Genomic DNA, 12,996 nt, shown 5'->3' with positions numbered 1-12,996 from the left:
CGGGCGCGGCGGCGGCAAGCCGGAGGTGCGCGATCACGGCACGCCGAGCTTTGCCTTGAACAGCGCGGGTTGCTGCGTTGGCCTCGAAGCCGATGCCTGTTCGCGGATCAGTCCGCCTTGGGAGAAGCGTCCAACTGAGCGTAACCCCAGTCGATAACCGGCCTGCCGGCGCGCAGAACATCGGTGACGACTGCGACGATGCTTGTTGTCAGGCCGCCGGACGCAATCGCCGGGTCGGCGTAGCGCGAAATGGGGATTGTGGCCTCCCCGATTTCAGTAATGCGCATCGCGCGCTCGTCAGGACGGAGCAGCGATACCGAGGATGACGGCGATCAGCATCAGGAGCGGGCCCATCCACTTGAACTGGCGTACGAGGTTGGCGAGCCAGGGCTGGTTGGGAGACGTCGTCAGATCGATATAACCGAAGCCGACGGCCGTCATCCAGGTGCCGGCGCAGAGCATGATGAACTCGTCGATATAGGCGGCAATCAACGGATCCTCCCGAGGCGTGAGTCGTTGCCGAGTTCAGTTGTCGTGGACCGTGTCTGGCACTGCAAGACAAGGGCGGTCGGTCTCCTGACAAAGTGCGGACCTGAAATTGCGGCTGTGCGAAACGCGCCGGAAATCGAAACCTGCTGTCTTGACAGGTCAGTATGACGTTATAACCTCCTGGCGCGGGTCAAGCTGGGAACGTGGCCCCGCATGTGGAGGACGATTTTATGAAACTCGCGTGGATCAAGGGCGCGCTGGCCGCCGGCGTCGCCCTGTTGCCGAGCGCCGTATGGGCGCAGTCAGTCAATGTTTCCTACCTGACCCACTGGTCGCCGGAGACGGTGGCGCTGCTGGAACAGGCGGCCAAGGATTTTGCCAAGGACCATCCCGACGTGGCGGTAACAGTGCGCGCCGTGCCGTTCGGCGACCTTTTGACGACGCTGCGCTCTCAGGGTGGCGGGCAGGCTGCCACCATCGCCGGCATCTACGATCTGTGGCTGCCGGAACTGGCGCGCGACAAGCTCGTTGCCCCTGCACCCGAGACGGTTGCCGGCGAGGTCAAGGGTGCCTGGCCGGCAGGCGTGGTGACGGCGGCGAGCGTCGGTGGGGTGCTCTACGGCGTGCCCAACGAGATCGATGTTTATGCGCTGAACTACAACAAGGCGCTGTTCAAGGAGGCGGGCATCGAAGCGGCGCCCAAAACCTGGGACGAGCTGAAGGACGCCGCCGCCAAGCTGACCAAGAAGGATGCGGGACAGCAGGGGTTTGGCATGATCAACAGCTGGGCGGCGGGCGTGGTGCATCCGTTTTCGTCGCTGCTGGTGTCCAATGGCGGCGAACTGGTGACCGGCGGCAAGCCGGTGTTGGACAGCAAGAACGCCGGCGAGACCTTCCAGCTCTATGAGGAGCTGATCAAGTCGGGCTCCAGCGACCCGGCCATGGGCACGGCCGACGCCAACACGACAGGGCCGTTCCTCGACAATTTCGTCTCCGGCAAGACCGGCATGATCATCATGGCCAACTGGTGGGAGAGTGCGCTTAAGACAGGCATGGGCGACAAGTTCGCCGATATCGCCACGGCGCCGATCCCTGTCGGGCCCTCAGGCGACAAGCCGCGCTCGATCTCCTATTCGTGGATGACCGTGGTGAATGCGGGCGCGGCGGAGGCCGAGCAGAAGGCGGCGTGGGATTTCCTCGCCTGGCTGAACAGCCCGAAGTCGGGCCCGAACGGCGCTTCGGCCATGGCCAACATCCTGATGTCGATGGGCATCCTGCCGTCGCGCAGTTCCGACGTCGATGCCTTCAAGGACAAGCTTGGTTCGGAATTCCTGTCTGGTTATGTCAGCGTGCTGGGCGATGCAAAACCATTCCCGGTCGTTCTCGGCGGCCAGGAGTTTTCGGAGTCGCTGCAGCAGACCATCGAGGCGCTGCAATATGGCAAGGTTTCAGCCACCGAGGCGCAGACCAATGCGCAGGCCGACGCGGCTGCGATCCTGGAGAAAGCTGCGAAGTAGGCGCTCACTTCCTTCTCCCCGTTCACGGGGAGAAGGTGGTCCGAAGGGCCGGATGAGGGGCGGCTCCATGTTCGGAGAGGTAAGCTCTGCCCCTCATCTGCCTGCCGGCATCTTCTCCCCGTGAACGGGGAGAAGCACGCAGTGTCACCGTCTCGCGCACCCCTCGACTGCAACTGATCCATCTCATGACCAGAACCCACCAACATTCCGTCTGGATGATGCTGGCGCCGGCCGTCTCGCTGATCGGCGCCTTCATCGTCGTACCGATGGTGCTGACGGTGTGGCTGTCGCTGCAGCACTGGTCGACGCAGACCGGTTTCCAGACGGCCGAATTCGTCGGGCTCGACAATTTCCGCGAGATTTTTGGCGCAACCTCGGTGGGGCGCGACTTCAAGGGCGCGTTGGTCAACACGGCGCTCTACACGCTGATGTCGGTGGCGCTTATCTTGCCTGTTTCGGTTGGCCTCGGGCTGCTCGTCTACCAGCGTAATGTCGCCGGCGGCAACGCGCTCAGGACCATCCTGTTTTCGACCTACATGGTGCCGATGATCGCAGTGGCGCTGGTGTGGTCGAAACTCTATTCGCCGAGTGAGGGACCGATCAACCAGATGCTCGGCTGGCTGGGTATCGGCCCGCAGCCTTGGCTGTCGTCGCCCAGCACCGCGCTCGTATCAATCGTTGTTCTCAATGTCTGGCAGCAGGTCGGCTATTTCACCGTGCTTGTCGTGGCCGGGCTGACCCAGATCCCGACCAGCCTCTACGAGGCCGCGACCATCGACGGTGCGGACGGGCGCCAGCAGTTCACGGCGATCACCCTGCCGCTGCTCAAGCGGACGCTGCTGTTCAGCGCCGTCATTGCCATCATCAATGCCGTGCAGGTGTTCGAGCCGGTGGCGCTGATTACGCAGGGCGGGCCGGTGGGCTCGACCAACGTGTTGACCTATCACATAAGGCGTGTCGGCATCGAACGCGCCCAGGGTGGCCTGGGCTCCGCCATGGCGGTGACGCTGATGTTGTCGCTGATCGTCGTGATCTTCGCTTTGTTCGCTTTCGCTCGGAAGGTGGACGACGAATGAGCGCGGCTGGCGAATGGCGGCCGCGCCGCGGCTTGTTTTTCTTCAGGTCACGCCCAACCAGCGGCGACTATATCGTGGCAACGCTGATGCTTGTGGTCGCCGTGGCCTCGGCCTTTCCGCTGGTGTGGATGGTACTGTCGAGCCTGAAGACGCCGGCCGAAACCATGCAGGTGCCGCCGGTGTGGCTACCCGAGAGCCCGAGCCTGGAGGCCTTCGGCAAGGTGTCTGGCGTCATCAATGTCGGCCGCTCGATGCTGAATTCGGCCGTCATCGCCGCCATCACCACGGCCGGCATCATCGTCACCAGCCTGATGGCAGGTTACGCCTTTGCCAAGCATCGCTTCCATGGTCGCAATGCACTGTTTGCGCTGCTGATCGCGACCATGTTCCTACCGCCGATCGTGACGTTGATCCCGCTCTACCGGATGATCGGCACCATCGGGCTCGACGGCAGCCTGGCAGGCGTGGTCCTGCCCAACCTGGCCAATGCCTTCGGCATCTTCCTGATGCGGCAGTTCATTGCCGGCGTGCCCGACGACTTGATCGATGCGGCGCGCATGGACGGCGCCTCGGAGATGCGCATCCTGTTCGTCATCGTGGCTCCGCTGGTGACGCCGGCGGTGGCAGCTCTCGCGCTGTTTGCCTTCGTCTATCACTGGAACAGCTATCTCTGGCCGCTGACGGTGCTGCAGGGTAACGCCGACCAGTACCCGATCGTCATCAGCCTCAGCCGGCTGTTGAGCTACAACAGGGGTGCGATGAACACCAACCTGGTCATGGCGGGTGCGACGCTGGCCGTTTTGCCGCCGCTGGTGCTGTTCGTGTTCCTGCAGCGCTTCTTCGTCGACTCCATCGTAAGCTCCGGAGTGAAGGGATGAGCAAGGTTCTGGCCGTCGACCTTGGCGGCACGCAGCTCAGGGCAGGGCTTTGCGCCGCCGCCGCGCCTGCCGCCGTCGAGCACATTGGCGCCTGGCCGGCGCCCAAGGGGCTCGACGGTTTCCGCGAGGCGATCGCCCGGATGGCGCACGACCATGGTGCCGAGCGGTTCGGTGTGTCGGTGCCAGGCACGGCACGCGGAACGCGCTGCCTGTGGATCCCCAATCTGCCCTGGCTCGACGGCGTCGATCTCGCCGGGCTGTTCCCCAATCTCTCGATCGGACTCGGCCAGGATGCGCAGCTGGCGCTGCTGGCTGAGGTGTCAGCTGGTGCGGCCAAGGGGCTGTCGGACGCGATGCTGGTGGCGATCGGTACCGGCATCGGTTCCGCCGTGCTGTCGGGTTCGCGTATCATGCGTGGCGGGCAGGGAGCTGCCTGTTCCTTCGGCTGGGCCTGCGCCGACCTGGACGATGAAGGCCACGACCGCGACGGCTGGTTGGAGCGGCAGGCATCGGGTCGGGCGTTCGATGCTATCGGGCGGCAGGCCGGCTTCAGTGACGGTCGCGGGCTGGTGGCGGCGGCGCGTGCGGGCAATGCGACTGCGATTGATGCATTGGCGCGGCCGGCGAAGGCGCTGGGCGTGAGCCTGGCAACCGCCGTGGCGCTGCTCGACCCGCAAACAGTGATCCTGGCCGGCGGCGTGGCCGAGGCGGCCGACGTGCTGGTGCCGATGGTGCGAGCCGCGATGGAAAAGCAACTGCCGCCGCATCTGAGACGCGTGCGCATCGAGGCCGGCAGCTTCGGCAAGGACGCCAGCCTTGTGGGGGCAGCATTCGCCGGCGCGCGCGGCCAACAATGGGACGAAATCCGATGAGCGGAATCTTTGCAAAACCCAACCGCAACCGGCCGGAGCCGCTGTGGCACCAGGCCGAGCAGGCGATGCGGACGCTGATTTCGTCCGGCGAGTGGGCGACGGGCGCGCAGATCCCCAATGAGGAGCGCCTGTGCGACCTATTGGGAGTGAGCCGCATCACCGTGCGCCATGCCCTGCGCAACCTCGAGGATTCCGGCCTGCTCAGCCGCGAACATGGGCGCGGCACCTTCGTGCGCAGCCCGACCGTCATTGCCGGCGTGCGCGGCCTGACCAGCTTCACCCAGGAGATGGCCAATCTCGGGCTCAATCTGGGAACCAGGCTGCTCGACGCCCGGATCATTGCCGCCGACGCTCAGGTGGCCGGCGCGCTCGAGATCGAGGAAGGCACGCCGGTACTCCAGTTGCGCCGCCTTCGGCTTGGCAACGACCAGCCGATCGGTATCCAGACCGCGCATCTGCCAGCGGCGCTCGTGCCTGGCCTGCTGGAAACGGCGGCAAGCGTCTCCTCGCTCTATGAGACGCTGAAGGCGAGCTACGGCATCGTGCCCCAGGAGGCACGCGAAATCTACCGCATCGGCGAGGTCAAGCCGGAGGATGCCGAGCTGATCCAGCTAAAGGCCGGCAGCTCCGCCTTCATGGTCGAACGCATCGCCTTCGACCGCTCCGGCCCGTTTGAATTCACGGTCTCGACCATGCGCGGCGACCGCTACGAAATCCGTTCCGTTCTCCATCTCTGACCATCTGAAAGGTTCTTTCCCATGACGACTTCCTACATCAGCCGGCTGGCCAAGCTCATCGACGGGGCCGCAAGCGCCAACGAGGCCGCGTTCGAGGCCGTTTCGGCACGGCTGGCCGAGACTCTTGCCAACAAGGGGCTGGTGCATCTTTACGGCTCCGGCCATTCGGTGCTGCCGTGCCAGGAGGCGTTTCCGCGCTACGGCTCCTATGTCGGCTTCAATCCGCTGACCGACCCGCGTGTGATGTGGCACAACGTGCTGGGTTCGGGCGGCGTGCGCGAACTCCTGTGGCTCGAACGCACGGAGAACTACGCGGAAAAATTCCTCGACCACCAGCCGCTCAACCCTGGAGATGCCATCATCATCTATGGCCATAGCGGCCGCAACGCGTCGGGCATCGACACCGCGCTCTACGCCAAGAAGCGCGGGCTGTTCGTCGTCGCCATCACCAGCAAGAACAATTTGGACAAGCCGGCGAGCCATTCCTCCGGCAAGCGCCTGGCCGATGCCGCCGACGTCGTCATCGACACGACTTCACCGATCGAGGACGCCATCGTGCCGGTGAAGGGCTGGAGCCGCCCTGTGGCCGGCTCGTCGACGGTGCTCGCTATGATCATGACGCATGAGCTGATCGCGCGCACGGCGCAAAGGCTTGCCGACCGCGGCATCGAGCTGCCGACCTTTGCCTCGCCGACAATCGAAGGCGTGACGTTGCACGATACCGACGTGATCTACGGCCTCTACCGCGAAAAGATGATCGAGGCGCAGCGCAAGCATCTCGACTTCTTCAAGGAACGGATGCAGGGCGAAGCGTAATCCTGTTCCTGACACCGATAAGCTGGCGAGCCGTCCGGAAGGGCGGCCTGCTCGCATTCGGGACGATGCCTCTTGCCATTTTCAATTGTTGGCGATAGAACAAAATAAGAACAAAAATGACTTGTGGACGGCACGAGCTTTTCCGCTGCCAGGGGGCGCGGGCGGAGGGTGCAATGGGCTAGTGTGCGCCCTCACATTTTCTTGGAATTTGGTTTCGGACGAGCGCGGAGCAGTGTCATGGCAGGTAGCGTCAATAAGGTCATTCTGGTCGGCAATCTGGGCGCTGACCCTGAGATCCGCCGGCTCAATTCGGGCGAGCCAGTCGTCAACCTGAGGATCGCGACTTCGGAAAGCTGGCGCGACAAGAATTCGGGCGAGCGCAAGGAAAAGACCGAGTGGCATCAGGTCGTCATCTTCAATGACAACCTCGCCAAGGTTGCCGAGCAGTACCTGAAGAAGGGTATGAAGGTTTACATCGAGGGCCAGCTCCAGACCCGCAAATGGGAGAAGGATGGCATCGAGCGTTACACCACCGAAATCGTGCTGCAGAAGTTCCGCGGCGAACTGCAGATGCTCGACGCGCGCGGCCAGGGCGGTGACGCAGGCTATAGCGGCGGTGGCGGCCAGGTCGGTTACGGCGGTGGTCAGGGTGGCGGCTATGGCGGCGGCGGCCGTTCTGACTTCGGTCAGTCGAGCCCGACTGACAGCTATGGCGGCGGCAACCGCGGCGGCTTTGGCGGCGGCGGTGGCAATCGCGGCGGCCAGGGCGGCGGTGGGGGCATGGGCGGTGGCGGTTCGCGCGACCTCGACGACGAAATCCCGTTCTGAGTGTAGCCAAGGAGGCGAGCGATCGAGGTCGTTGATCGTCTGCCTGGGCGACGCGGGCCGGTGAAAGCCTTTCTGCGTCAAGGCCATTACAAAACTGCTGTGCCAACGCCGTTGCGAAAGCGATGCGCGGCGTCGGCAGGACTACATGGGCAGGCTGGCTTTGCAGTTGCACGCTGACGGCCTGCGACAAGGCAAGAGTTGGTTGCTGGATTTCGTGAATGGCTGTTCTCGCAAATCTTTCTGCTTCGCGTTACTAAGGTGAATGGGGTACGGGGTCTTCATTCACCGATCGGATTCGATCTACGACGACAGTCCTGCCGAACGGTATCAGTTCCCGCCGCAATATTTCGGCCGGGTGCAGGCCTGTGTCGGCGATTGGATCGTCTACTACGAGCCACGTAAGGTAGCCGACACCAAGGGATACTTCGCAGTCGCCAAGGTGCAGCAGGTCATCCCGGATCCCAGCGCGAAGGGCATGTTTCTCGCGCTTATCGAACCAGGCAGCTATCTCGATTTTGCCAATCCAGTTCCCTTCAGTGATGCTGACGGTGTGATCGAGCGCGGGCTTCTCAACGACGACGGGCGAATTTCCGGGCGCGCCCAGGCGGCGGTAAGACCGCTTTCTCCAACCGATTTCAGTCGCATCGTAACGTTGGGGCTGGATCAGGCAGAATCCACGCTTCCGAGGGTCGATCTGGTGGCGCCAGCCGGCGGCTTCTTCGAAGACCAGGCGCCTTTTGTGTTTGAGGAGAGCCGAGAGCGTGCGCAGTTCCTGACATCCCGCATCGTGCGTGACCGCGTCTTCCGAAAGATCGTCCTGCGTGCCTATGACGAGCGCTGTGCGATCACAGGATTGAAGCTCATCAATGGTGGCGGAAGGGCGGAAGTTGCGGCGGCACATATTCGCCCTGTCGAGGCCGACGGGCCGGACGTCGTCAGCAACGGCATCGCGTTATCCGGAACAGCCCACTGGATGTTTGATCGCGGCCTTATCAGCCTATCGGATGATCTTGAGATCCTGATTTCCCGCCAGGCAAACGATCCCGATGGCATCAAGGGCATCGTCAATCGCAGCGGCCGAGCAATCGGCCCCCAGCGTCTATCCGATCGTCCTCATCCACACTTCCTGCACTGGCATCGCGAGCATTGCTTCAAGCAATAGGTCGGGCGTGCTGGCACGAAATTCGAGATGGACGAGGTTACAGCCTTTCCGCCCATCGATGTCCCTGGTGGCATAGGTCGAGGCAGTGCTTCAGCCAGCTGCGTTCCGACTGCTGCAGCTTCGGCAGGGCGTTGGCGAAATCTACTTCGTCCTTGGGGCGCCCGTGTTTCGCCTTGAACAGCAGGATGGCTGCCGGCTTGAGGTAGGAGATGCCGGCCGGTGTCGTGGCGACAATGTCGGCGCGCGGCACTGATATGGCGGGGTTTCGCTTGTAAACCCACAGATCCGGCGAACCCTCCTCGATCATCATGTCGACCCGCCAGCAATGTTGCACAACGTCCAGGCACCAGACCTGGGAGATTTCAGCAGGCGGAGCACTCTGCGCGGGCAGGTGTCTAACGATGCCGTCTCCAGCAGTGTGGAATTCCATGTCGGCCAGTGCGCGGCGGAAGACGGGTACGTCGCTGAGCAGGACCGTGAATTCGAGGTCTTCATGCTCGCGTGTCTGATGGCCGTGCCAGAGGTCGAGCGCCCATCCGCCGGCGACGCACCATGGCACGGAGACGCCGGTGAGGCGACGTGCCAACTCGGTTGGATGCCAGGCGCACCACCCGTCATGGTCCGGCGCATCGGGCTGTTTCATGCGGGGCTTTCCTTTTGCGCTGCCTTAGCCATATCGAGGCCCGGGTCAAGGCTGCTTCGTGCGACGAACGGCTGACTTCAGGCCCCTGCAGCCGGTTGCGCAGGTGACGAAGGCCGGTGGTCTGGATCGACGGGGTCAGAGCGGCCTGGTGGGCTGTCGCGCCTTAAGCCGCCATCAGTGCCTTGATACCGTCGGCGACGAATTGCACGGCGAGGGCTGCCAGGATCACACCGAGGAGGCGAGTCAGGATCGAGCGGCCGGTTTGGCCTAGGAACTGGTCGATGCGTTCGGCGAGCACGAAGACCAGATAGGTGGCGGCGAGGCAGGCGAGGATGATCAGGACCAGCGCCAGCTGGCCGGCCCAGCCCTGAAATGAGCCGGAGAGCAGCACCGTCGCCGAGATCGCGCCGGGACCGGCGATCAGTGGAATGGCGAGCGGGAAGGCGGCGATGTTGTGGATGTGGTCGCGGGTGATCGCGACATCCGAAATCTTCTCCTTGCGGTCCTGGCGCTTCTCGAAAACCATCTCGAAGGCGATGAAGAACAGCAGGAAGCCGCCGGCGACGCGGAAGGCGGGCAGCGTGATGCCGAAGACTGTGAGGATGGCCGCACCGGCAACGGCGAAGACCGCCAGCACGACAAAGGCTATGACGCTGGCGCGCACCGACACTTGCAGGCGCTGTTCGCGGTTCATGCCGCGTGTCACCGCAAGGAACAGCGGCGCCAGGCCCGGCGGGTCTATGGTTACGAGGATGGTGACGAAGGCATTGAAAACAGTGTCGAAAAGCGGCATCAGGCATCTCCCCGGCGAATGCAGGCTAACCTGACGACAGTTGCCGCGCCAGTGGCAAAATCAGATCGAGCGGCCGTCATTTGGCCATGGCCGGCAGTTGCCGCTGCCGGATCGTGGAGTCGTCGGGTGCAAGGGTGGCAAGAACAGGCAGGACATCTCGCCGCAATGTTGGAAGGATAAGCTATCCTTTTGAAATCGCGTCCCAAATCAGCATTGGAAAAGCGAGGCCGAAATTGGTCATTCGACGACCGTTCCTATATATAAGGTAAATGATTCCCAACATGCGTGATCCGAGTTGACCGACCAGAAATCACCGCGTGGACCTGACGGTCCCTCCGGCATCGAGCCGATTTCCATCATCGAGGAGATGCAGCGCTCCTACCTCGATTACGCGATGAGCGTGATCGTGAGCCGCGCGCTGCCAGACGTGCGCGACGGCATGAAGCCGGTGCATCGCCGCATTCTCTTCGCCTCGCATGAGAGCGGCTACCACTGGAACCGCAAATATGTGAAGTCGGCGCGTCCGGTCGCCGACGTGATGGGTAAATATCACCCGCACGGCGACGCCTCGATCTATGACGCCTTGGTGCGTATGGCGCAGGACTGGTCGATGAGCGTGCCGCTGATCGATGGGCAAGGCAATTTCGGTTCGATCGACGGGGATCCGCCCGCGGCGATGCGCTACACCGAAGCGCGCCTGACCAAGGTCGCGCATGAGCTGCTTGAGGATATCGACAAGGACACTGTCGACTTCCAGGATACCTACGACGCGTCGGGCCAGGAGCCGCGTGTGCTGCCGGCGCGTTTCCCGGCGCTGCTGGTCAATGGCGCCGGCGGCATCGCCGTCGGCATGGCGACCAACATTCCGCCGCACAATCTCGTCGAAGTCTGCAACGGCGCCATCGCCGTCATGGAAAACCCTGCGATCGACCTGCCTGACCTGATGGAGATCATTCCCGGCCCGGATTTCCCGACCGGCGGCCTGATCCTCGGGCGTTCGGGCATCTACAACGCCTATTCGACCGGCCGTGGCTCGGTCATGATGCGCGGCAGGGTCAATATCGAGCAGAGCCGCGGCGACCGCGAGGCGATCATCATCACCGAAGTTCCCTTCCAGGTGAACAAGGCGACGATGATCGAGAAGATGGCCGAACTGGTGCGCGACAAGCGCATCGAGGGCATCTCCGACATCCGCGACGAATCCGACCGCCAGGGCTACCGCGTTGTCATCGAGCTCAAGCGCGATGCCAATGCCGAGGTCATCCTCAACCAGCTCTACCGTTTCACGCCGCTGCAGACGTCGTTCGGCGCCAACATGGTGGCGCTCAACGGCGGCAAGCCCGAGGTGCTGACGCTGCTCGACATGCTGAAGGCGTTCGTCGCTTTCCGTGAAGAGGTGATCAGCCGTCGCACCAAGTACCTGCTCAAGAAGGTGCGCGACCGAGCCCACATCTTGGTCGGCCTGGCGATCGCGGTTGCCAATATCGACGAGGTCATCAAGCTGATCCGTACCGCGCCCGATCCGCAGACGGCACGTGACCAGTTGATGACGCGACGCTGGCCGGCGTCCGACGTCGAGTCACTGATCCGCCTGATCGACGATCCGCGCCACCGCATCAACGATGACGGCACCTACAACCTGTCGGAAGAGCAGGCCCGCGCCATTCTCGAACTGCGCCTGCAGCGCCTGACGGCACTTGGCCGCGACGAAATCGCCGACGAACTGAACAAGATCGGCGCCGAGATCACTGACTATCTCGACATCCTGTCGTCGCGGGCTCGCATTCAGCAGATCGTCAAGGACGAGCTGGTTGCCGTGCGTGACGAGTTTGGCGTGCCGCGCCGCACCGAGATCACCGACGCCGGCTCCGACATGGAAGACGAGGACCTTATCCCGCGCGAGGACATGGTCGTCACCGTCAGCCACTCCGGCTACATCAAGCGCGTGCCGCTGTCGCTCTACCGGGCACAGCGTCGCGGCGGCAAGGGCCGCTCCGGCATGTCGACGAAGGACGAGGATTTCGTCACCCGCCTGTTCGTCGTCAACACGCACACGCCGGTGCTGTTCTTCTCGTCGCGTGGCATCGTCTACAAGGAAAAGGTCTGGCGCCTGCCGATCGGCAATCCTCAGTCGCGTGGCAAGGCTCTGATCAACCTGTTGCCGCTGCAGCAGGGCGAGCGCATCACCACGATCATGCCGTTGCCGGAGGACGAGGCAAGCTGGAGCGAACTCGACGTGATGTTCGCCACCACGCGCGGCACCGTGCGCCGCAACAAGCTGAGCGACTTCGTCGACGTCAAGCGCAATGGCAAGATCGCCATGAAGCTGGAGGAGGAAGGCGACGAGATCCTCGGCGTCGAGACCTGCACCGACAATGACGACGTGCTGCTGACCGCCGATTCCGGCCAGTGCATCCGCTTCCGCGTCGACGACGTGCGTGTGTTCCAGAGCCGCAACTCTGTCGGCGTGCGCGGCATCAGCATGGCCGACGGCGACCGCGTCATCTCGATGGCGATCATCGAGCATGTTGAGGCAAGCCCGGCCGAACGTGCCGCCTATCTCAAGCGCTCGGTCGCCGAGCGGCGACTGGCCGCCGGAGTCGCCGCCGGCGAGGACGAGGATATCGCGTTGACCAACGAGGATGTCGGCGAGGAAGCCGACATCACCGAGGAGCGCTACCAGTTCCTTGGCGAGCATGAGCAGTTCGTGTTGACGGTCACCGAATATGGTTATGGCAAGCGTTCGTCGTCCTATGATTTCCGCCTGACAAACCGCGGCGGCAAGGGTATCCGCGCCACCGACGTGTCGAAGGTGGCGGAGATCGGCAAGCTGGTGGCGACCTTCCCGGTCGGCAATGACGACCAGATCATGCTCGTCTCCGACGGCGGCCAGGTCATCCGCGTGCCTGTCGACGGCATCCGCACGGCCAGCCGCGCCACCAAGGGCGTGACGATCTTCAACACCGCCGACGGCGAGAAGGTGGTGTCGGTCGAGCGGATTTCCGAGCCGCAGGGCGAGGATGAGGCCGACGAGGTGGTCAATGGCGACGGCGCTGCCGGCGAAGCACTGAGCGCAGACCCTGCACCCGAGGGGGAACAGGGCTGATCTTTACGGGCGCCTGAAAATAGCGTCCGTTCAAGAGCTTGAGATCAGACAATCAGGAAGAGAAAGAAGCGGCGCCGTG

General features: G+C 63.4%; 13 protein-coding genes. 9 read left to right on the top strand and 4 right to left on the bottom strand.

Annotated features, from left to right (window positions below):
- Nucleotides 1–107: 107 nt before the first annotated feature.
- Both H5P29_RS19615 and H5P29_RS19610 read right to left on the bottom strand, forming a co-directional pair.
- Entirely contained in the window at nucleotides 108–287 is a 180-nt protein-coding gene (locus tag H5P29_RS19615; RefSeq protein WP_067962273.1) for a hypothetical protein, read from the bottom strand.
- Between the two features lie 10 nt (nucleotides 288–297).
- On the bottom strand, nucleotides 298–492 hold the full coding sequence (locus H5P29_RS19610) for a hypothetical protein (protein WP_154387059.1): 195 nt from the start codon (nucleotides 490–492) through the stop codon (nucleotides 298–300).
- Nucleotides 493–719: 227 nt separating this feature from the next.
- On the opposite strand from H5P29_RS19610, the gene H5P29_RS19605 reads away from it, so the two are divergent.
- From H5P29_RS19605 to H5P29_RS19570, 8 genes are all read left to right on the top strand, one after another.
- Nucleotides 720–2,006 (top strand): extracellular solute-binding protein, encoded by a 1,287-nt coding sequence (locus H5P29_RS19605; protein ID WP_154387058.1) that lies wholly within the window; start codon nucleotides 720–722, stop codon nucleotides 2,004–2,006.
- Nucleotides 2,007–2,191: 185 nt separating this feature from the next.
- Nucleotides 2,192–3,082: a carbohydrate ABC transporter permease gene (locus H5P29_RS19600; RefSeq protein ID WP_154387057.1), complete on the top strand. Its 891-nt coding sequence runs from the start codon at nucleotides 2,192–2,194 to the stop codon at nucleotides 3,080–3,082.
- Complete coding sequence (locus tag H5P29_RS19595) at nucleotides 3,079–3,960, top strand: carbohydrate ABC transporter permease (protein WP_154387056.1); 882 nt, start codon at nucleotides 3,079–3,081, stop codon at nucleotides 3,958–3,960. The genes H5P29_RS19600 and H5P29_RS19595 overlap by 4 nt, the downstream gene beginning before the upstream one ends.
- A complete protein-coding gene (locus H5P29_RS19590; protein ID WP_067962261.1) occupies nucleotides 3,957–4,832 on the top strand; it encodes an ROK family protein in 876 nt (291 codons plus the stop codon). The genes H5P29_RS19595 and H5P29_RS19590 overlap by 4 nt, the downstream gene beginning before the upstream one ends.
- Nucleotides 4,829–5,569: a GntR family transcriptional regulator gene (locus H5P29_RS19585; RefSeq protein WP_154387055.1), complete on the top strand. Its 741-nt coding sequence runs from the start codon at nucleotides 4,829–4,831 to the stop codon at nucleotides 5,567–5,569. The genes H5P29_RS19590 and H5P29_RS19585 overlap by 4 nt, the downstream gene beginning before the upstream one ends.
- A 21-nt stretch (nucleotides 5,570–5,590) precedes the next feature.
- Nucleotides 5,591–6,385 (top strand): sugar isomerase domain-containing protein, encoded by a 795-nt coding sequence (locus H5P29_RS19580; RefSeq protein WP_154387054.1) that lies wholly within the window; start codon nucleotides 5,591–5,593, stop codon nucleotides 6,383–6,385.
- A gap of 237 nt (nucleotides 6,386–6,622) precedes the next feature.
- The gene (gene ssb / locus H5P29_RS19575; protein ID WP_154387053.1) at nucleotides 6,623–7,213 is read left to right on the top strand and encodes a single-stranded DNA-binding protein; all 591 of its coding nucleotides are present in this window, start codon (nucleotides 6,623–6,625) and stop codon (nucleotides 7,211–7,213) included.
- A 262-nt stretch (nucleotides 7,214–7,475) separates the two neighbouring features.
- Nucleotides 7,476–8,375 carry an HNH endonuclease gene (locus H5P29_RS19570; protein ID WP_154387052.1) on the top strand — a complete coding sequence of 300 codons (900 nt, stop codon included), beginning with the start codon at nucleotides 7,476–7,478 and terminating at the stop codon, nucleotides 8,373–8,375.
- Nucleotides 8,376–8,412: 37 nt separating this feature from the next.
- Here H5P29_RS19570 and H5P29_RS19565 read toward each other — a convergent pair whose 3' ends face one another.
- On the bottom strand, nucleotides 8,413–9,018 hold the full coding sequence (locus H5P29_RS19565) for a nucleotidyltransferase domain-containing protein (protein ID WP_154387051.1): 606 nt from the start codon (nucleotides 9,016–9,018) through the stop codon (nucleotides 8,413–8,415).
- Nucleotides 9,019–9,181: 163 nt separating this feature from the next.
- A complete protein-coding gene (locus tag H5P29_RS19560) occupies nucleotides 9,182–9,811 on the bottom strand; it encodes a MarC family protein (protein WP_154387050.1) in 630 nt (209 codons plus the stop codon).
- 295 nt (nucleotides 9,812–10,106) lie between these two features.
- Between H5P29_RS19560 and gyrA the strand changes: the two genes are divergently transcribed.
- Nucleotides 10,107–12,917 carry a DNA gyrase subunit A gene (gyrA, locus tag H5P29_RS19555; protein WP_154387049.1) on the top strand — a complete coding sequence of 937 codons (2,811 nt, stop codon included), beginning with the start codon at nucleotides 10,107–10,109 and terminating at the stop codon, nucleotides 12,915–12,917.
- Nucleotides 12,918–12,996 lie beyond the last annotated feature (79 nt).

This window comes from Aminobacter sp. MDW-2 (assembly GCF_014250155.1).
GTDB lineage: Bacteria > Pseudomonadota > Alphaproteobacteria > Rhizobiales > Rhizobiaceae > Aminobacter > Aminobacter ciceronei.
This window is presented reverse-complemented; position numbering and strand designations above follow the sequence as displayed.